16 protein-coding genes, 1 tRNA gene and 1 pseudogene are annotated in these 20,229 nt (G+C 54.4%); 13 read left to right on the top strand and 5 right to left on the bottom strand.

The window, feature by feature from the left end:
* Positions 1 to 192: 192 nt before the first annotated feature.
* From ppa to purH, 8 genes are all read left to right on the top strand, one after another.
* Positions 193 to 723 (top strand): inorganic diphosphatase, encoded by a 531-nt coding sequence (ppa, locus tag LG290_RS06545; protein ID WP_160416950.1) that lies wholly within the window; start codon positions 193 to 195, stop codon positions 721 to 723.
* A 286-nt stretch (positions 724 to 1,009) separates the two neighbouring features.
* Positions 1,010 to 2,866 carry a protein-disulfide reductase DsbD gene (dsbD, locus tag LG290_RS06540; RefSeq protein WP_499836726.1) on the top strand — a complete coding sequence of 619 codons (1,857 nt, stop codon included), beginning with the start codon at positions 1,010 to 1,012 and terminating at the stop codon, positions 2,864 to 2,866.
* 312 nt (positions 2,867 to 3,178) lie between these two features.
* Entirely contained in the window at positions 3,179 to 3,631 is a 453-nt protein-coding gene (gene accB, locus LG290_RS06535; protein WP_160416952.1) for an acetyl-CoA carboxylase biotin carboxyl carrier protein, read from the top strand.
* A gap of 31 nt (positions 3,632 to 3,662) precedes the next feature.
* Positions 3,663 to 5,003 (top strand): acetyl-CoA carboxylase biotin carboxylase subunit, encoded by a 1,341-nt coding sequence (accC, locus tag LG290_RS06530; RefSeq protein ID WP_499836725.1) that lies wholly within the window; start codon positions 3,663 to 3,665, stop codon positions 5,001 to 5,003.
* 67 nt (positions 5,004 to 5,070) lie between these two features.
* Positions 5,071 to 5,988, top strand: a complete 918-nt coding sequence (gene prmA, locus LG290_RS06525; protein WP_499836723.1) for a 50S ribosomal protein L11 methyltransferase — start codon at positions 5,071 to 5,073, stop codon at positions 5,986 to 5,988.
* A 135-nt stretch (positions 5,989 to 6,123) separates the two neighbouring features.
* Entirely contained in the window at positions 6,124 to 7,164 is a 1,041-nt protein-coding gene (gene dusB / locus LG290_RS06520; protein WP_499837052.1) for a tRNA dihydrouridine synthase DusB, read from the top strand.
* Positions 7,161 to 7,487: a DNA-binding transcriptional regulator Fis gene (gene fis, locus LG290_RS06515; RefSeq protein WP_499836722.1), complete on the top strand. Its 327-nt coding sequence runs from the start codon at positions 7,161 to 7,163 to the stop codon at positions 7,485 to 7,487. Before dusB ends, fis begins: the two co-directional genes overlap by 4 nt.
* Positions 7,488 to 7,547: 60 nt before the next feature.
* The gene (purH, locus tag LG290_RS06510) at positions 7,548 to 9,128 is read left to right on the top strand and encodes a bifunctional phosphoribosylaminoimidazolecarboxamide formyltransferase/IMP cyclohydrolase (protein WP_499836721.1); all 1,581 of its coding nucleotides are present in this window, start codon (positions 7,548 to 7,550) and stop codon (positions 9,126 to 9,128) included.
* A 147-nt stretch (positions 9,129 to 9,275) separates the two neighbouring features.
* Here purH and LG290_RS06505 read toward each other — a convergent pair whose 3' ends face one another.
* Positions 9,276 to 10,733, bottom strand: coding sequence for an NAD-dependent succinate-semialdehyde dehydrogenase (locus LG290_RS06505; protein ID WP_160416955.1), 1,458 nt, complete (start codon positions 10,731 to 10,733; stop codon positions 9,276 to 9,278).
* A gap of 121 nt (positions 10,734 to 10,854) precedes the next feature.
* Positions 10,855 to 11,406, bottom strand: coding sequence for a GTP cyclohydrolase I FolE (folE, locus tag LG290_RS06500; protein WP_160416956.1), 552 nt, complete (start codon positions 11,404 to 11,406; stop codon positions 10,855 to 10,857).
* A gap of 326 nt (positions 11,407 to 11,732) precedes the next feature.
* Here folE and LG290_RS06495 point away from each other — a divergent pair, with 326 nt between their 5' ends.
* A complete protein-coding gene (locus LG290_RS06495; protein WP_499836720.1) occupies positions 11,733 to 12,323 on the top strand; it encodes a hypothetical protein in 591 nt (196 codons plus the stop codon).
* 13 nt (positions 12,324 to 12,336) lie between these two features.
* Here LG290_RS06495 and LG290_RS06490 read toward each other — a convergent pair whose 3' ends face one another.
* Together LG290_RS06490 and LG290_RS06485 are read right to left on the bottom strand one after the other, a co-directional pair.
* Positions 12,337 to 13,323: a serine/threonine protein kinase gene (locus tag LG290_RS06490; protein ID WP_499836719.1), complete on the bottom strand. Its 987-nt coding sequence runs from the start codon at positions 13,321 to 13,323 to the stop codon at positions 12,337 to 12,339.
* A 38-nt stretch (positions 13,324 to 13,361) separates the two neighbouring features.
* Complete coding sequence (locus tag LG290_RS06485; RefSeq protein WP_499836718.1) at positions 13,362 to 13,715, bottom strand: ComF family protein; 354 nt, start codon at positions 13,713 to 13,715, stop codon at positions 13,362 to 13,364.
* Between the two features lie 592 nt (positions 13,716 to 14,307).
* Here LG290_RS06485 and LG290_RS06480 point away from each other — a divergent pair.
* From LG290_RS06480 to LG290_RS06465, 4 genes and pseudogenes are all read left to right on the top strand, one after another.
* Positions 14,308 to 14,392 (top strand) — tRNA-Leu (locus tag LG290_RS06480).
* A 96-nt stretch (positions 14,393 to 14,488) separates the two neighbouring features.
* Positions 14,489 to 14,632, top strand: a pseudogene (locus tag LG290_RS06475) (DUF6538 domain-containing protein); the annotation flags it as partial.
* A gap of 12 nt (positions 14,633 to 14,644) precedes the next feature.
* Positions 14,645 to 16,261, top strand: coding sequence for a hypothetical protein (locus tag LG290_RS06470; RefSeq protein WP_499837135.1), 1,617 nt, complete (start codon positions 14,645 to 14,647; stop codon positions 16,259 to 16,261).
* A 601-nt stretch (positions 16,262 to 16,862) separates the two neighbouring features.
* Positions 16,863 to 17,525 (top strand): hypothetical protein, encoded by a 663-nt coding sequence (locus LG290_RS06465; RefSeq protein ID WP_499836717.1) that lies wholly within the window; start codon positions 16,863 to 16,865, stop codon positions 17,523 to 17,525.
* A 69-nt stretch (positions 17,526 to 17,594) separates the two neighbouring features.
* On the opposite strand, the gene LG290_RS06460 is transcribed toward LG290_RS06465, so the two are convergent.
* Entirely contained in the window at positions 17,595 to 17,990 is a 396-nt protein-coding gene (locus tag LG290_RS06460; RefSeq protein ID WP_499836716.1) for a helix-turn-helix domain-containing protein, read from the bottom strand.
* Between the last annotated feature and the right edge of the window lie 2,239 nt (positions 17,991 to 20,229).

The following is a 20,229-nucleotide window of genomic DNA, read 5'->3' as shown; positions in this document are numbered from 1 at the left end:
ACAGTGGGCATCATGATACACGTCGTTGCCTGGAAACGATGCTCCCAGCCCCACTCACTATCCTATCTATCGCCAGCTTATTCATCCCAACCTATGTCGCATTGGTAATCCCGCAGTCATGTTCGTATAATCCTTGCCAATTAACGCCGACTCGCGCACTCCTCGAGCCCCTGCAACAGCAAGGAATTCACGATGAACTTCGATAACATTCCCGCCGGTAAAGAACTTCCCAATGACGTCTATGTGGTGATTGAGATTCCGGCCCATCATTCGCCTATCAAGTACGAGATCGACAAGGACATGGGCGCCTTGCTGGTGGACCGCTTCATGGCCACCCCGATGTTCTACCCGGCCAACTACGGATTTATTCCTCACACCCTGGCCGATGACGGCGATGCCCTGGATGCGCTGGTGGTAACACCCCACCCTGTTCAGCCCGGCTGCATCATTCGTGCTCGCCCGATCGGCATTCTCAATATGACCGATGAAGCCGGTGAAGACGCCAAGCTGGTGTGTGTACCTCACGCCAAGCTGAGCAGTCTTTACGACGACGTTCAGGAAGTTACCGACCTTCCCGAGCTTCTGCGCCAGCAGATCGCCCACTTCTTCGAGAACTACAAGGATCTCGAAAAAGGCAAATGGGTCAAGGTCGAGTCCTGGGAAGGTGCTGAGGCCGCGCGCAAGGCAATCGAAAAATCAGTGATCGCTTACGAAAAAACCTGAATTAAGCTGATTTTCGAGATTGAATATCGCTATGGAAGCCGCCCAAGGGCGGCTTCCATGTATTAAATCGCTAGAAAAGACGCTCCCGCGACATGAGCGCGCATCGCCTGCGTATTGCGCCTGGCTGCGGTATTCTGATGCAGTTGAAGGGAACCTCCCGAGCTTATGTATTTCGAAAGCACGCCGGCTTTTGGATAATGAGCATTAAAAACGTTGAGTTTTAAATGCCCAAGTCAGCAATGCCTAAGTCAGCTACCCTGTCAAGCTTTCGGTTTAAGGAAACGCTGTGTCGATAGTTAAACGTCTTACCTGCCTGTTACTGCTTTTTGTTCCGCTTCTGGTTCAGGCTCAATGGTTCAATTCGTCGGGTGGCGAGGATGATTTCCTGCCTGTGATGCAAGCATTTCAGCCTAGCGCCTGGCATGACGGAGAGACGTTATATATCGGCATGCAAAGTGCCGAAGGGTATTACCTCTACCGGCACCAGTTCGCGGTGGAAAGTCTTGATGAAGAAGTCATCCTAGGTGAACCTCAGCTACCGGAAGGCAACTTCACCACCGATGAATTTCTAGGCGATGTTTACGTCTTCCGCGACACCCTGGTCTTCGAGACACCTTTACAAGACAGCCACTCCGGGCCATTCGAGCTGCAACTGACCTTTCAGGGCTGTGCGGACGCAGGCCTCTGCTATCCGCCGGAACGCACCACATTGCAGGCGGCTCAGACCGGTGCGCCCCCCGCCTTTACCGACTGGACTCCCCAGGCATCGTCTTCTTCTGCGGTTAAGCAATCATCACCGAGTCGAGACAGCAACAGCTTTGCTCCCCCGCAAAGTGAAGACGGTCGTTTCAGTGCACTGATACATGACGCCAGCTTACCGCTGGCGTTGGGGCTGTTCTTTCTCGCCGGGCTAGGGTTGACGTTCACTCCCTGCGTACTCCCCATGATTCCGATTCTTTCCTCGATTATTGTCGGCCAGAATCCTTCACGACCCAGAGCTTTCGTGCTTTCGGCAAGCTACGTCCTCGGGATGGCCTTTACCTACGCCTTGGTGGGCGTCTTGATGGGATTGTTCGGTGCCGGGCTCAATTTGCAGGCTCACCTGCAATCCGCACCGGTGCTGATCACCTTCAGTGTCTTGTTCAGCCTCTTTGCCCTGGCCATGTTCGGGGCGTTTGACCTGCGCCTTTCTCCCCGACTGACCGGGCGCATCGATGCTTGGCAGAATCGTGCCCAACGCAGCGGGCCTGCCGGGCTTGCCGTCGCCGGCGCGCTTTCGGTGCTGGTGGTCTCGCCTTGCGTGACCGCGCCCTTGGCCGGGACCCTTGTCTTCATCTCCAGCACCGGCGATGCCCTCATGGGCGGTGGCGTACTGTTGGCGCTCGGCCTGGGCATGGGGGTGCCGTTGCTATTGGTGGGCACCTTCGGCGCTACCTTCTTGCCGCGCTCCGGTGCCTGGATGAATGGCATCAAGATCACCTTCGGCATCCTGCTGCTAGGCGTGGCGATATGGATGGTGGAACGCTTGCTTCCCGCTCCGCTGGTCATGCTTCTTTGGGCGGCATTGGCTATCGGTACGGCTCTGGCGCTGGGCGCCTTGACCTTCAATCAGCCCCAAGGGTGGCCGCGCGTGCGTCAAGCGCTCGGCATTGTATTGCTGACTTGGGGCGTCGTGCTGCTTGTCGGGGCCGCACAAGGGGGCCATGACCCACTACGCCCTCTAGGCAACCAGATGACGGGCAGCACAGAGGGAAACGCTAAAGCAGTGCCTGTTGAAGCCATTACCGTGAACCGCCTCGACGCCTTGGAACGGGAACTGGCACGCGCCCAGCAGCAAGGGCGCCCAGCGTTCGTGCATTTTACTGCCGACTGGTGCATTTCCTGCAAACTGATGGAGCGCAATGTCTATCCCGACCCGAGAGTTGTTCAAGCCATGGCACGCTATGTGCGAATCAATGTGGACGTTACCCAGACAGACCCCGTCAGCCGTGAATTACTCGATCATTTCAGTCTTTTCGGTCCCCCCAGCCTATTATTCTTTCATGGCGGCGAGGAAATTCGTGATGCGCGAATTCAGGGCGAGGTGAATGCCGACCACCTGAGCGAGCATCTGGATAATCTGAACACCTGGCTGGCCAGCTAGCTTCAAGTCGTTCGCCAGAGCGACCCAACGCACAATCTTCGCCAAACGCACGCCAAAAGCACATATCAGGTCATGCTCTTGCACGACTGGACATCATGGGTATTTTTCGGCAAACTCGGCTGCCATATTTCAAGGTAAAGTACGGCTTTTAGAGCGGACTACCAAGCAATGTGCATCATCTTGCAGGTTTCTCTTCAAATTTGATGCCGGTTTACTGCGAGTTTAGAACTCGTTCCAACATGACGTAATCATGGGCCATGCCTTGTTCAACCCATGAAGCTACACTCGCTACCACCTAACTGGGATAATGAGATGGATATTCGCAAAGTCAAAAAACTGATTGAGTTACTCGAAGAATCCAATATCAGCGAAATCGAAATTCAGGAAGGTGAAGAATCCGTTCGCATCAGCCGACACCCCAATGGCACCAACTGGCAATCGCAGCCGATGCCGCACTATCCGGCACCCACTTCACCCATGCCTGCGGCACCCATGCCTGCAGATGCCGAGCCGGCAGAACAGCAATATCGTGGCGAAGCGCTCAAGTCACCCATGGTAGGCACCTTCTACCGTAGCCCGGCGCCGGGTTCCAAATCGTTTGTCGAAGTTGGCGACACCGTCAAGAAAGGCGACACCGTCTGTATCGTGGAAGCCATGAAAATGATGAACCAGATCGAAGTGGATCGCGACGGTGTCGTGGAAGCCATTCTGGTCGAGGATGGCGAGCCGGTCGAATTCGATCAGCCGATGATCGTGATTGCCTGATCTTTCATTTCTGACACGGGTGGATTCTCCCATGCTCGACAAGGTACTTATCGCCAATCGTGGCGAGATTGCTCTGCGCATCCTGCGGGCCTGTAAAGAACTGGGCATCAAGACCGTTGCGGTACATTCCAAGGCGGACCGCGAGTTGATGCACGTTCGCCTGGCGGATGAGGCTGTCTGTATCGGCCCCGCCTCCTCGGCCCAATCCTATCTCAATATCCCGGCGCTAATCAGTGCGGCCGAAGTGACCGACGCAAGTGCCATTCATCCCGGGTATGGCTTTCTTTCGGAAAATGCCAACTTTGCCGAACAGGTGGAACGCTCCGGCTTTACTTTCATCGGACCACGCGCCGATACCATTCGCCTGATGGGTGATAAAGTCAGTGCCATCGAATCGATGAAAAAAGCCGGTGTACCCACGGTGCCGGGGTCTGACGGCCCTTTGGGCGACGATGAAAGCGCCACTCTGGAAACCGCGCAACGCATTGGTTATCCTGTCATCATCAAGGCTGCTTCCGGTGGTGGTGGGCGCGGCATGCGGGTGGTACATACCGAGGCCCACCTGCTTTCCGCGGTCAATGTCACTCGCACCGAAGCCCATTCGGCGTTTGGTGATGGCACGGTATATATGGAGAAATTCCTGGAAAAGCCACGCCACGTGGAAGTTCAGGTACTTGCCGACGGCCAGGGCAACGCTATCCATCTGTATGACCGTGACTGCTCCTTGCAGCGTCGTCATCAGAAAGTCCTCGAAGAAGCCCCCGCCCCCGGCATCGACCCCGAGGCGCGCGCCAAGGTGCTCGAAGCCTGTCGCCAAGCCTGTATCACGCTCAATTATCGCGGCGCCGGCACTTTCGAGTTTCTTTACGAAGATGGTAAATTCTTCTTTATCGAAATGAACACTCGCGTTCAGGTCGAGCATCCGGTCACCGAAATGGTAACCGGTGTGGATATCGTCAAGGAGCAGTTACTGATTGCTTCCGGCCAGCCACTTTCCTATCGCCAGGAAGACATCACGCTCAACGGCCACGCTTTCGAATGCCGTATCAACGCCGAAGATGCCCGTACCTTCATGCCGTCTCCCGGCAAGGTCACCTTGTATCACGCCCCAGGCGGCCTGGGAGTGCGCATGGACTCGCATCTTTACACCGGTTACACGGTACCGCCCCACTACGACTCCCTGATCGGCAAGCTGATCACCTGGGGAGCGAGCCGCGACATTGCCCTGACCCGTATGCGCAATGCGCTGGACGAGCTGTTGGTGGAAGGCATCAAGACTAATATCGATTTGCAGAAAGACCTGGTGCGTGACGGCTACTTCCGCCAAGGCGGAGTCAATATCCATTATCTGGAAAAAAAGCTCGCCTCCTAACTTTTCGTATAAAAGCTAGTCTGGCAAGCGTCGCCGTCTTATCGCTCGTTTCATAGGGAGATCACCCATGGCCTGGCTGCAGTTGAAAGCCCGCGTCGCACCGGAGCAGGCCGACCGTCTGGAAGAGTTGCTGCTTGCCGAAGGCGCCACCGCCATCAGCTTGCAGGACGCTCATGACGACCCGGTATTCGAGCCCGAGCGGGGCACCACCCCCTTATGGCAGGATACTATCCTGACCGCGCTTTACGATGACCTGGAAGCGGTAGACAGCATGCTCGAACGTCTGAACGCCGCCTGGTCTGTACAGCTGCCACAAGAACCGTGCCCGGAAATCGAGTATGAATTGCTCGCCGACCGCGATTGGGAGCGAGAGTGGATGGACGACTTCCAGCCGCTGCGGATGGGTCAGCGTCTATGGATTGTACCCAGCTGGCACGAACCACCCGACGCCGAGGCGGTCAATCTGGTGCTCGATCCCGGATTGGCCTTCGGCACCGGAACCCACCCTACGACGGCCCTGTGCCTGGAATGGCTGGACTCCCTGGCCGTCAACGGCGAGCTCGAAGGCAAACGGGTGCTCGATGTAGGCTGTGGCTCGGGAATTCTGGCCATTGCCGCCCTGAAATTGGGTGCCGCCCATGCCCAGGGCACCGATATCGATCCCCAAGCACTTCAGGCCAGCCGCGATAACGCCCTGCGTAACACATTGCCGGAAAGCAGCTTGACGCTGTGCTACCCCGAACAGCTGTCCGGCGATGTTTATCCGGTTGTGCTGGCGAATATCCTGGCAGGACCGCTGATACAACTGGCCCCTACGATTGTGGGCCACGTGGCAGCGGGCGGCTACCTGGCACTTTCGGGAATTCTGGCCCATCAGGCCGATGAAGTGATCACCGCTTACAGGGCCCAAGGCTTGATCATGGATGATCCCGCCATTCGCGAAGGCTGGGCACGTCTCACCGGGCATCGCGCCGTCCTGAACTGAACCGGCTTTCAAGCTAAAGGAACCCCGTTGCTGGACAGCAGAGCAGACGCTCCGGCCTTCACCCTGCTGCCCAGTCGGCGTATCATACGTTTCCTTGAAACCCACCTGCCCTTCAATTACATAGCTACTAACGCCATGAGTCTTGCAAGCCCTGCCGTACCCGCCATTGGCCCTTATGCGCTTCCCAACCGGGTTATTCTAGCGCCGATGGCCGGTGTCACTGACCGCCCGTTCCGTCAATTATGTCGGCGCCTGGGGGCTGGGCTGGTGGTGGGGGAAATGGTGACCTCGGACCCCAGCCTATGGCATACCCGCAAATCACGCCTGCGCATGGATCACCAGGGCGAACCCTCGCCGCGCATCATTCAGATTGCCGGTGGCGATGCGGCCATGCTGGCCGAGGCCGCTCGCCTCAATGCCGCTCAGGGTGCCCAGATCATTGACATCAACATGGGCTGCCCGGCCAAGAAAGTCTGCAATAAGGCAGCAGGATCGGCCCTGTTGCGTGATGAAACCCTAGTGGCCGAAATCCTTGAAGCGGTGGTCGCTGCCGTGGATATTCCCGTCACCTTGAAAATTCGCACGGGCTGGTGCGAACAGAGCAATAATGGCGTAGTGATTGCGCGTCTTGCCGAGCAGGCAGGCATACAGGCTCTTGCCGTCCATGGCCGGCATCGCCAGCAGCGCTACACCGGGCAAGCCGAATACGACACCATCGCCGACATCAAATCCCGGGTGTCGATCCCGGTATTCGCCAATGGCGATATCGACAGCCCCGAAAAAGCTGCCGAAGTACTGGCTTATACCCAGGCCGATGCCCTCATGATCGGGCGAGGAGCTCAAGGCAACCCCTGGATTTTTCGCCAAATCGAACATTTTCTGGCACACGGCAATCACTGGGCGGCGCCCTCTTTGCGCGAACGCCGCACTGTGCTGAGCGAACATATTACTGCTCTGCATACATTTTACGGCAACCATATGGGTGTGCGTATCGCGCGTAAGCATCTAGGCTGGTATCTGATGGCTGATCCACAGTTTAGCCCCACTCAGCAACACAGCCTCAAATGTCATTTCAATGCCATTGACACGCCCCTTGCGCAACTTGACTGGATTCAGGCCGTCATGGCTGAGGATCCTAGTTCGCGTCTATTACCCAAAGGAAGCCATGCTGCATGACACACCGCCAAGCTCTGTCGAGTGCGCCGTCTTCCAGTGATACGCCGGAAACGATGGTGACATCCCCCCTCGCACCACGCCCTCAGCCTCTTCGTGAAGCGGTCGAAGTGTCCATGCGACGTTACTTCGAACATCTTGACGGCAGCGAGGCAAGTGACCTTTACGCCATGGTAATGGCGGAAGTCGAAGCCCCCTTGCTGGCCTGTGTACTGGAACACACCCAAGGCAATCAGACGCGCGCCGCCAACGTGCTGGGGTTGAACCGCGGTACCTTGCGCAAGAAGCTGAAACATTACGGACTCATCGACAGCGAAGCGCCCTGATCGCAAATTGACGCGAGCCAGGCCTTTGCTTTTCTTTCATCGTCTCACACGAGCACCTTCATGGCTGAAACCACCCCATCTCCTGTTCGCCGCGCCCTGATCAGCGTCTCCGACAAAAACGGCATTGTGGAATTCGCTCGCGGATTGAGCGAGCGTGGTATTGAATTGCTATCTACCGGCGGCACCTTCCGCTTGCTGCAACAGCAGGGTATTGCGGTAAAGGAAGTTTCCGAGCATACCGGTTTTCCGGAAATCATGGATGGCCGAGTCAAAACCCTGCATCCCAAAATTCACGGCGGCATTCTGGCTCGTCGCGGCCAGGACGATGCCGTGATGGCCGAGAACGATATCGTCCCGATTGATATGGTCGTGGTGAACCTGTATCCCTTTGCCGATACCGTGGCCAAGCCAGACTGCAGTCTGGAAGACGCCATCGAAAACATCGATATCGGTGGACCTACCATGGTCCGCGCCTGTGCCAAGAATCACGCTTACACGACGATTGTGGTAAATACAGGTGACTATGCCCGCGTACTGGGCGAGCTTGCCGCTCTGGATGGCAGCGTCAGCGATGCAACGCGCTTTGATCTAGCGGTCAAGGCTTTCGAGCATACCGCCGGTTATGATGGTGCCATTGCAGACTATCTGGGCCGCCGAGTCGCCGAGGGCGAAGAAAACTTTCCTCGCACCTTTAACATGCAGCTACATAAAAAGCAGACCATGCGCTACGGAGAAAACCCCCACCAGCGCGCCGCTTTTTATGTCGATGAAAACGCTCAAGCGCCGAGCGTGGCAACCGCCGAAATCCTGCAAGGCAAGCCCTTGTCATTCAACAATGTAGCGGACACCGATGCAGCGTTTGAGTGCGTCAAGGCGTTCAACGACACTGCTTGCGTGATCGTCAAGCATGCCAATCCTTGTGGCGTTGCAGTAGGCAATACGGCGCTGGATGCCTATGACAAGGCATTTGCCACCGACCCCACCAGTGCCTTTGGCGGCATTATCGCTTTCAATGTGCCACTGGATGCCGACACAGCCCGGGCGATTGTCGATCGCCAGTTCGTGGAAGTGATTATTGCCCCGGGGGTCTCGCAAGAAGCCGCAAGCATCGTGGCGGAAAAGAAGAACGTGCGCTTACTGGATGTCAGTGCTCACTGGCCAGGCACTCAGCAAGCTGGACTGGACTTCAAGCGAGTCAATGGCGGCTTGCTGGTACAGGAACGTGATGTGGGCATGGTCACCCGGGAAGAACTCACCGTGGTCAGCCAGCGCGCACCCACCGAGCAGGAACTCCGCGACCTGGCATTTGCCTGGCGGGTAGCCAAATTCGTCAAGTCCAATGCAATTGTCTATGCCATGAACGGTCAAACCATCGGTGTCGGTGCCGGACAGATGAGTCGCGTCTACTCTGCGAAGATCGCGGGCATCAAGGCCGCCGACGAGGGCTTGTCGGTACCCGGCTCCGTGATGGCGAGTGATGCTTTCTTCCCCTTCCGCGATGGCATCGATGCCGCTGCCGCTGCCGGCATTACAGCGGTCATCCAGCCGGGGGGTTCCATGCGTGACCGGGAAGTCATCGACGCCGCCAACGAAGCGGGTATTGCCATGGTCTTCACCGGCATGCGTCATTTCCGCCATTAAGCAATTTTTGCTATCAAGACATTTTCGCCACTCAAGTAAGCGGACCTAAAAACCTCCCGTCGAGCACGCGACGGGAGGTTTTTTATGGGCAAGGTGTTTGAACCAAAATCTCTTGAACAAGAATTTTCTAGAAACAAGAACCTTTGACTAGCCCAGATCGATGCACATGTACTTGGTTTCCAGATATTCCTCCAGACCTTGATGGCCGCCTTCACGGCCCAAGCCCGATGCCTTGACCCCACCGAAAGGCGCCGCCGCATTGGAAATCAAGCCGGTATTGATACCCACCATGCCGTATTCCAACGCTTCTGCCACACGCCATACGCGTGCCATGTCCCGAGAGTAAAAATACGAGGCCAGGCCAAACTGAGTATCGTTGGCCATTTCCACGGCCGTTTCTTCGTCATCAAAAGGAAAAACTGCCGCCAAGGGACCGAATGTTTCCTCCTTGGCCACTTTCATGTCAGAGGTGGCAAAGCTGACCAGCGTGGGGGTGAAGAAATTCCCGCCCAAAGGATGAGGATGGCCGCCCAGCAACAGCTCGGCCCCGCGATCGACCGCATCCTGAACATGCTCACTGACCTTCTTCACGCCGTCTTCATCGATTAGCGGGCCAATGTTGACACCGGATTGCGTGCCATCACCGACTTTCAATTCGCTGTTCATGGCGACGGCGAGTTTCTCACAGAATGCATTCACCACGCTCGACTGCACCAGAAAGCGGTTGGTACAGACGCAGGTTTGCCCTGCATTACGGAATTTAGCGGCCATTGCGCCTTCCACTGCGGCATCCAGGTCAGCATCTTCAAAAACGATAAAAGGCGCATTGCCGCCCAGTTCCAGCGAAATTTTCTGGATATGCTGCGAAGCTTGAGCCATCAATTTACGACCGACTTCAGTGGAACCGGTGAAAGTGATCTTGCGAACTAACGGTGACTCCGTTAATGCCTGGGCTATTTCGCTCGCCTTTCCCGGCACCACATTGAAGACGCCGCGAGGAATGCCTGCCCGTTCAGCAAGATACGCAAGCGCGGTTGCGGAAAACGGAGTCTGGCTGGCCGGTTTGACCACAATGGTGCAACCCGCGGCCAAGGCCGCGCCTGCTTTGCGCGTTATCATCGCCGCAGGGAAGTTCCAGGGAGTGATCGCCCCCACCACTCCTACCGCTTGCTTGGTCACCACAATGCGCTGATTGGGATTGGCCGCTGGCACGGTTTCGCCATACACACGCCGGCCTTCTTCGGCAAACCAGCGCAGGAAACTGGCCGCATAGGCAATCTCCCCCGCAGCCTCCTTGAGAGGCTTACCCTGCTCAAAGGTCATCAACATGGCAAGATCCTGCTGGTGTTCCAGCATCAGGTCATGCCATTTCAGCAACATGTCGGCACGTTCTTGCGCAGTCAATCCCCTCCAGGCAGGCAGGGCGGCATTCGCTGCGGCAATAGCTCGCTCGGTTTCCGCCCGGCCCAAGCGAGGAACATCTCCCACCTGCTCACCGGTGGCCGGGTTGAGCACGTTGATCTGCTCGCCGCTGTCAGCGGCTACCCAACTGCCGTCTATATAGGCAAAGGGGCAATATAGCTGTGTTTCCTTGAGGGCTTCCATGAAAAACTCCTGGCCGGGTTGAGGCCTAACGGCAAATTGGTCTTCTCATGCTAAGACGAAAACCGGTGTTGAACCAAGTTCTGCTTTACAGCATGGCCCGACACCCAGCCCTATTCCACCCTCAATTCACCAACATGAGGAATTCGTGACGCGTTGCCTGGTCATCACGAAAAGCACCCAACATCACCGAGGAGGTCATGCTTGAGTTTTGCTTTTCCACGCCGCGCATCATCATGCATAGATGACGCGCTTCGATGACCACAGCGACCCCTCTTCCTTGTGTCACTTGCTGAACAGCTTCGGCAATCTCGCGGGTAAGATTTTCTTGGATCTGCATGCGCCGAGCGAACATGTCGACGATTCGCGCAAACTTGGAGAGTCCCAGCACCTTGCCATCAGGCAAGTAAGCAATGTGACATTTTCCAATAAAGGGCAACAGATGGTGCTCACACATGGAGTACAACTCAATATCTTTTACCAGCACCATTTCATCGGTCTGGGAGGCAAATACTGCTCCATTGACGATTTGCTCGAGTGACTGATGATAACCAGCGTTGAGAAACTGCATTGCCTTGGCAGCTCGTTTGGGGGTCTCTCTCAAGCCCTCCCGGTCAGGATTTTCTCCCAACCCCGCAATGATATGGCGATAGTGGTGGGCAAGTTCATCGGTCATGTCGGGCCTCTTGGGATTACGCTGCGACACAATGAACCATTTAGCCCGGTTCACTGCAATCGGCATAGGTAATGCTGTGTCAGGCGGTGCTTCATGCGAGCACCACTCATTTTTTTACCATACAATAACTATACCTTAATTTATTATTGTATAATAAAACAGTGTTCTTCTGATTATTCTAACGCACCTTACCTGTCTGTGGCAGAGTGCCGCGCCATGGCAGCCCCATCGACTTGGCCTGTGCTATCATTATTTTGCATACACTAAGCTTGCGTTCATTGATCTTTGTGCAGCTTAGATACAGGTTTCACTATCGAGAGTCCGTCATGATGCCAATATCTCCTTCCCTCTGGTTATCCGCTCTGAGCGTTTCACTGCTTGCCTTGCCCTTGAATGCCGCAGGAGCGACGTTAACATTGCCCAGCGATGCTCGGATTGGCGTTGAAGTCATCAATACTCTGAGCCTGAGTGCATCTACGCCCGAACACAACGAAATATTGCTGCATCCTGCGGAAGTTGCCGGGACCTCACACACACTTCCAGATTATTGTGTGCTAGTGGCAAATGCACGCTTTGAAAACCAGCGGGTGCGTATCACCACGCAAGACGTCACCTGCATCAAAGCGACGTCCAACGAGAGTGAGATTTTTTCGGGAGAAATCAGTGCCGCTGCCTATGCAGAAGACGGGCGCTATGCTCTGCCCTGTGGCGATAATGGCTGTACGTTAAAACCTGGCCAAGGCTTTCTCCTGCACTTATCCGAGGATGTAGCAATCGAGGCACAAGAAAACGTTTCCGCCAAAATCAATCAAGAACGGCGCCAAGCTGATGGTACCGGTGTGGCTAACCCGATCCCCGCCGACAGTCCCTCTCCTGAAACAGCTATTGAAGCGCTTGGTGACCCAGACGCCGAATAACCGCCAAGCCTCCTCAAGCCAACCACGGCTGGTGTCGATCGAGCACCAGCCGCTGCTGTTCCAATTGGCGAATATGCTGATCCCAATAGCCACTGTCAGCCAACCAAGGAAACGCTGCCGGAAAAGCCGGGTCAGACCAGCGTGAAACCAGCCAGGCACTGTGACGAATCAAGCGGAGACTGCGCAGGGGTTCGATCAGTGCCAATTGGCCATGCGGAAATTCACCAGCCTGTTCATATCCTTCCGCCATTTCACTCAATTGGGCGCGCCACTCTGCCGGGTCGCCGATAGGCAACAACATCCATATATCCTGTATGGCTGGCCCCATCAGGCAATCATCGAAATCCACCAAGGTAAAATCTTCGCCCCGTCCGAGAATATTGCCCAGGTGGCAATCGCCATGACAGCGAATCAATTGGTCGGCAGGCCAGGCAATATCCTTCAGCACATTATGTAAATTATTGGTAATGGTCTCATAGGCACGGCGCTGATGACGCCCCAGCCAGTCACTGGCAAGTACCCGTTGCTGGGCCTCGATAACCTGGCTATCCAGGTCGAGTACCGGCCGGTACTGAAAACGTTTGCGTCGGGAGACCTGGTGCAAGCTCCCCAAGAGCTCCCCCAAGGCATAGAGATGAGCAGGGTTATCCAATTCCGGCGCCTGGCCAACTTTCTGAGCGAACAAGGCAAATCGAAACGTTCGAAAATGATGCAAGGTGCGGCCTTGCTCATCTTTCCAGGGAGCTGCTACCGAAACCCCTGCCGCTGCCAGCTCCAGCAGAAAATCATGCTCTTCCTGGATACAGGCGTCGCTCCAGCGCTGGGGACGGTAGAACTTGATCACCCAGCCCTGTCCTTTTTCATCACGAAACAACAACACACGATTTTCGTAACTGTTCAGTGCGAACGGCTCTCTTTCCGGCCATATACCCACTGACTCGGCAGCGGCCATGACATACTCGGGCGAAAGCTCGCCAAAAGGATGAATTACTTGAGACATTATCCGTCAGCCTATCCTGTGCTAATTGCTCTATCGTATCAGGCCTGCTGCAAGGGTGTTCGAGCAATTGCCCACACATCGACTCGCTCGGCACCGGCTTGCTTGGCAGCGGCTGCCAGCGCATTGACCGTGGCGCCGGTCGTCATCACGTCATCGACAATCGTTACATGCAACGGAAGCGGCGCCTCAAGATAAAATGCCCCCTGCAAATTCTTGAAACGTTGCCGCCGATTGAAGGCACGCTGACTCTGGGTGCTGTGCAGGCGCTCAGCATGGATCAAAGGCAAGCAATACTCACCGGCTAATTTCTCTGCCAACCACGCCGCTTGGTTGAAGCCTCGCTCGCGTGCCCGGCTCATGTGCAAGGGAACAGGCAACAAGGCATCGGGCAAGCCTCCCTCCTTTCGACCACTCAAGAAAAGCTCAAGGAGCAAATTTCCCGCACGCGGAGACGCCTGGAACTTGAAGGCCTTGAGCAAGGCACCCACAGCGCCCTGATACAACAAGGGCACATCGGCAGTGTCGAATTGTGGTGCTGATAGCAGACAATGCCCGCAGCGGCGTCGAAAACTCGATGTGCCAACGCTTATATTTGGCCCTAGGGGTTCGGCACATTGGTAGCAAGCGGTGTGATTCCAGGCCAGTCCTCGATAGCACGCCTGACACCAAGGCGATCCTGCTGCGGTTGCCGTCAAGCAAAATTCACAATAGCCCGGCAAGCTGCGTCGTAGCCAACCCTGAGCCGCTTCTTGCCATCGCTGAGCCTTCAACCACTCTTGAATAGCTGCTGCGCGGCTCCGGCATCCTGCCAGTGTCTGGTGCATCAGGTCTCCCTAGCATAGCGCCCCATCGTCTTACTCTTTGCTTATAGTTGCTGTTTGCTTATATTAGCACCTTAGCCAAATATAGCGGCGAACTCACTACCCAAGGCAGCATTTTCAAATTGACTTTTTCTTTAAAACCAGTAGAATTCGCTTCGATTATGCGGATGTGGTGGAATTGGTAGACACGCTAGATTTAGGTTCTAGTGCCGTAAGGCGTGGGAGTTCGAGTCTCCCCATCCGCACCAGGTTATTCTAAGCCCCTCTAAATCATAACTTATTGAGTCTAAAAGGCTTCATGCCGTGGAAGGTGTCACACTTCGGTGCGACATTCGGAACCACACATGGCCTACGGAAGTTACCTGACTCGAAGTCGTCACCAGACAACCTTCTATGCACGGATCGTCATACCGGCAGATCTGCGTAGACAGTTCGGTGGAAAGCGAGAAGTCAGACACAGCTTAAGAACCGCCTGCAAGGCCACAGCCAAGCGCCGTGCAATGAAAATATGGCTGACCTTCCAGGATTTCTTTGATGCCTTGAGGAATGATCAGTCAGTGGACGATTTCAACACCTCTCAGGGCGCGCTAGCCGCCCTGAATGAGCTTCTCCGGGGAATAAATAACCGGAGCAATAGCCCATCTCAAACGCCCCCAGAACGCCCCACAGAGCCATCTCAAGCCTTCCTGCCCCCTCAGGTAGCTTCTGACCCAATCGTTGACATGTCGGAAGACGGACTGATCTTCCGCTACGTGAAGAGCGTCTACCGTGGCCAGGTGTTCGAATCCGATTCCGGATGTCCAAAGATCGATCAGGCCGCAGTCAGGGACTTCATGGATGACATTGATCGCCGACTTGGTCCCATTAGCGATACCTCCCCCACTCCCGAGCAGGCCAGTCACCCAGAGTCGACGCGAAAGCCGTTTGCTGAAGCTGCTGATGACTATCTCGATCAGTATCGCCGCGACCGTGAATACGACAACACACTCCGGATGAGCACATATGATAAAGCGTCCCGTGACGCCACCTTCTGGAAGCACTACTTCGAAGGACGGGACCTTCAGGGTATCGGCATTCCCGATTGTCGAGAGGCAGAAAAGCACTGTCGCAACTATCCAAAGAACGTTGATGCTAAAGTCGCCGCCGCTATGTGCCGGACGGAGCATGGAAGGCCGACAACTGGCGCGCAGGCCACCAAGACGCGGCTTCATACACTCAAGAAGGTTTTTGCCCACGCAGTCAAATATGGCTGGATCAGTTCAAACCCTACAGAGGTCATCGACACAAAACAGAGGCGCGGAACCAACGACGTCGACAAACACCCCTTCGGCACCGGAGAGCTGCAAAAAATCTTCCCCGGAGCAAGTTACGGAGAGGGCTTCTTTCCAAAGCCAACCAGCAGAGAGCCTGGCTACGATGCCGCCAAGTTCTGGACGCCATTGATTGCTCTGCTGTCCGGGGCTCGTCTTGGTGAAATCATTCAGCTGGAGCTCGGCGACATCAAGAACGAAGACGGTATCTGGTTCTTCGATATCACTACCGAAAGCTCCAACGAGAGTAGTGGAAAAGAGCTGAAGACAAAGAGTTCCCGCCGGCGTGTGCCCATCCATTCGACGCTCATTACCATCGGCTTGCTGGATTATGTTCGGGAAAGACGAAAGCACCCATCAACTCCCATTGGACTCTTCGACCAGTATTGCCGAGGCGCCCAGCCCAAAGGCAAGAAAATCACTGAGTGGTTTAAAGGGGGCCCCAACGGAGTAGACAGACACGGGAAGCATCGCTATCGCTATGGATACCTTGATCGACGTGGCGTCGCCTGTCGGCCCGATCAGCGAGAGGATGGCTCGAGCGTGTCGTTCCATTCCTTCCGCCATACGTTCGCTGATGCTGCCCGGCGCGGAAAACTCCCAGGGGGAGAGGCTATCCGCGACGAAGATATCCGCTGGATACTCGGGCATGGCAGTGCATCCATGACATCAAGATATGGCCACGGCCATGACATGGAGTTCCTGAAAGCTATGGTGCAAGCAGTAACCTACCCTGAGGTAGACCTCGATTCGATCCAGTGGGAAGCATTCAAGACCAAGTGGTGCATCAGCTCGGTCAATACCTGAAGAAAAAACTTAAGACTACTGACTCCCAAAGTCATTTGACCCAATGGTCGGGCTCGAACAGATACACTGTTTCCAACGGTGGAATTTCAATAACTTAACCACCACCGACCATTCAAGAAAATCCTAAAATGTCACACCCAAGTGACTGATGCATGAAAATTTATATTAGCTAATTGATTACAGAGGCAGGCAAGTCCTGGCCGATCCTAACCGCATCAGACTGATTGTATTGCTGTCAAAAAGCAGACTGAACATCAGGTTCCTGCACAGGCCCAGGCGACACACTATAGCAAGGAGTTAGTTCGAGGAGATCCACCGGCCAACTCTAGATCTAGGCGCAGTGCTTGGTAGCATTGAGGATAGTCACTATGCAATGCGAACAACCATCCCTACATTTCGCAGAGACCTTGGACGATGCTTGCAAACCTCTACTGAAAAGGATAGCCTTTTTAGTAAGGGTGCCTCCCGGAGTTGTGAACGGCTCACTCAGGCAGCGATAACCATACGTTAGTAGCCAGACATCTCACTAGCCAGGGCTCAAAGCTAGTGTTTAAACGTTCTCCACTTGCACCAATATGCCCTACACGTGATGGAGTCTGTAATGACTAACCTGACTATGATTAGCCAGTCAATATATGGTATTCAGCGCTATCTCAACGACAGCGGGCTCCCGTTGAAAGTGGGACATGTGCGCGAACTGCTGGCTGCATCTCTAGGCTTCAAAAGCTTTGCCTCGCTTAAAAATGCTTGGAAGCAAGAATTCGAAGAAGGTGACTTCCAAGAAGCACTCTTTGTTCTCGATCAGCAGACTTTCGATCATCGCGCTCTCAAGCTTGGCCACAATGCCAACGCTGAGCTGAATGATGCATTCCTACAGGGAATCCAGCTCGAATGGCGTGATCGCTTCACTCCCGACTTGATCATTGAATGGGAAGTTGGAGAGGCGTTAAATCAAGTTCCCGACATTTGTGAATACCCCTTGGATGACCATTTCAGCGGGGAGATTGCTTCAAGTAATGCCATCATGGATGACGAAGAAATTGACCCATTCACCGCCCTCCTACCATCAGGACCACTATCCAATTTTGTTGATCTCGGAATTGGATACAGCGCGAATATGGAAGCACTCGATGATAAGCCGTTCACCACTTTCATGGAGAATTACTCCAAAGACGGCATGAGTGGGCAGCTTACTGCTCAGTTTTCAACAATAGGATTTCGTGGACTAATTTTCATGGGCTTTGAAGGCGGAAACACATACTGACCTGACCTGCTATGTTCAAAGCCAGCCCTACTATAGGGCTGGCATTTCACCCAAGGTCTAATAGTAACGTTAGCCAGCATCTGCACTTCTGCCAAGCTTCAAGATCTGCGCGAACCCCTTACGCAGGTCATCGCCAACTTCGGGGTCACTTCCCTCTGTTGAATGACGCCAGACCTCCAGAACGCAACGCTCATTGCTCGTCGCTAGAGGCCCGAAGCACTGCTCAACAACCTTCAATGTCTCAGGGATATACTCCTGCATCACGAGTCGAAGCAGCCACACCGGGTCTACACCAAGTGCATTTGCGAATAGCTCCACTTTATCAACCGGAAGCCTGGTTCTCCCCTTTCTAATCATCGTAATAATATTCGGATTATGGTAGTTAATTTCACCTGCAAGCTCCCGGTTCGTCATGCCCAATTCCGCTTGACGCCTTACAACGAAATCTGCAACTCTTTCAGCCATATCTACTCTCTTTTTCAAGTCATTCAACACAAAAACATGATGACTCATAGTGTTCTGGCAGAAACGTCTATTTATGAAGAGAAGACAAAACTAAAGTTATTCGTTTTTATCCATTGCGCCCTACCACCTGAGTTCCGCGACGGTCTTAGTGAACGTTAAAAGATCCAGAAAGCTGCTTTAATCGAAGCAAGAACCCCTTCCCATTTCTAGTCTCCGTCTCTTGAAGCACTCGATAGCAATTGCAGACAGTAATCGAAACGTCAATTTTTCTGACCTTTACCCTCCAAGTATAAGAGCCTTGATGATCTCCCTGTAAGGCACTGTCAAACAGACCTCAAACGCAGGATCACTGGGACTTCCCGACAAATCTAACGGCACTCCGTTTGCGCTCCGGATACGTCACAGCAACGTCAAAAAATCCACACTCAGCGGGAAATGCTCTAAAAGCGCGTCTAAGCGCTTTCTAGCTCAAACGTGATAAACTAGACAGCTCAAAAGAGAACGCAGCTCAGAGACATATCCCAGCTCGATTCCGACACGCTCACGCTACAGTCGAGCGATCCACTCTCCGGATCAGCACGAGAATAGGGATCGAAGCGTCAAATTAGGACCAGTTACTCGCAACTTTTGAACACCACAGGATTAAGGTTGGCCTGCCCAAGCCAGGGTCAGGCTCCCGCCGCCCCGCCTAGTTTCACTCTCCACGGCTCAGCCCTATCTCTCTGTCTATCTGTATATCTATGTTCTTCGGAGAGAGGTGTTTAATAGAGGGAATAAGGCATTTACTACAAAAACTCTGCCTCAGCCTGTCTGATCCTTGGATGAGACGGTCTACTCCCCTCGTAGGCTCAGGCGAAAACCTCAACCGGCTAAGTCACTTTCCGTCCAAGCTATCGCCTGATCTTACGTTGTTTCAGTCGCTTGAGGCCGGCATGCCACCGAGGACCAACAACCATCCAACGGTAAGAACAGAGTTCAATTAATAATCTAGAGTAGCCGGCCACCTCTATGGAATGGAAATATTTTCCATATAACCGCATCAGAATCCACAGGCAGCTCTGAAAGGCAAAATACTCCAAAGATACGTTCATCTAGCGGTGTGAGTCCCATGGTAGACCGGTAGCAAGCGAGGCCGGCAAGCCTTGCACCGTGGCACATTAATCACTATGACTTTGGATACATGAACAGGGCATGGGCAACCAAAAAAAGCGCTTCACGAACGATGCCAGTAAATGGGGAATGAGTTCAGGGCACACATACCTGCGGCAATACAAAGGTCAGATACAAGCCGACGACATTAGCGAGATCGGGAGGTCAGGTAACTGGGGATTGCCGCCTTTGTCATCGCGACTGTCCCGCCGCCGAACCTTGCACTGCCGAAAAAATCGGGAAAGGCTCTGCCTACATATCGCTATCGGGGGCCGCGGGCATTGTCGCGGGTCGAAACATGGCAAATTGGGAAAGGCTCGCCTTGTATAGTGATGCCTAGAGCCTCGGGTATATCAGTAGATAAGGGAGCGCCATAGAGGTAGTGACCTGCTACCCATTTCCTTGGCCACAGGTGCTATGCTCCCGGCGCCCATGCACTGAAGGGCGGCAGCGTTGGTTCGCGAGTTTCGATCTCACTACTACGTTCGCTACCAGCATGCCAAGTATAAGCAGAGACCCTCCAAAACAGCCACGCTCAAAAATCAGCAAGCGCAACTGATCCATCAATTCAAGGGAGAGAAGCCTTTCTTTCGACGCATTAATGAGACTGATAGTCGCGATTTGCTAGTGTGATTGTTGACTCTAGCGGCTTCAGTCCGGCTGTTGATAGCGTCGTTGGATACGTCCTGTAAGATATTTCCGGCAGGATCGAATCTCGCTCTCATACGAACGCCGAGTTTTCAGTCACAAACGACACGGAGACAAAAAATCTCCATTGTTAATATTTCGCATTCGTGGCATAATCAGAATGTGGTGAAGTAGAGTTCCTCATGGGCAGGTCGGTGACCCGTATGGCTGGGTCCATGAGAGTATGAGAGTGATGAACTGAAACCGTCGAACCGTAGGCGCACTGACAGCAAGACCCTGCTCCCCGTAGCACTTCAGCGCATGAGCTCGTCGACGATTGGAGTAGGTTCAGCACTCGCGGGTAAAGTGAAAGCGACACAGCCCGGTATGCCCGAGGAATGCTCGTGATGGCAACATCGCGGGTCGTCAGACGGGAGTCGCAACGGTGTGGGGAGAGCCTAAA

The sequence above is a fragment of the Halomonas sediminis genome (assembly GCF_044871105.1).
Lineage (GTDB): Bacteria > Pseudomonadota > Gammaproteobacteria > Pseudomonadales > Halomonadaceae > Vreelandella > Vreelandella zhuhanensis.
This window is presented reverse-complemented; position numbering and strand designations above follow the sequence as displayed.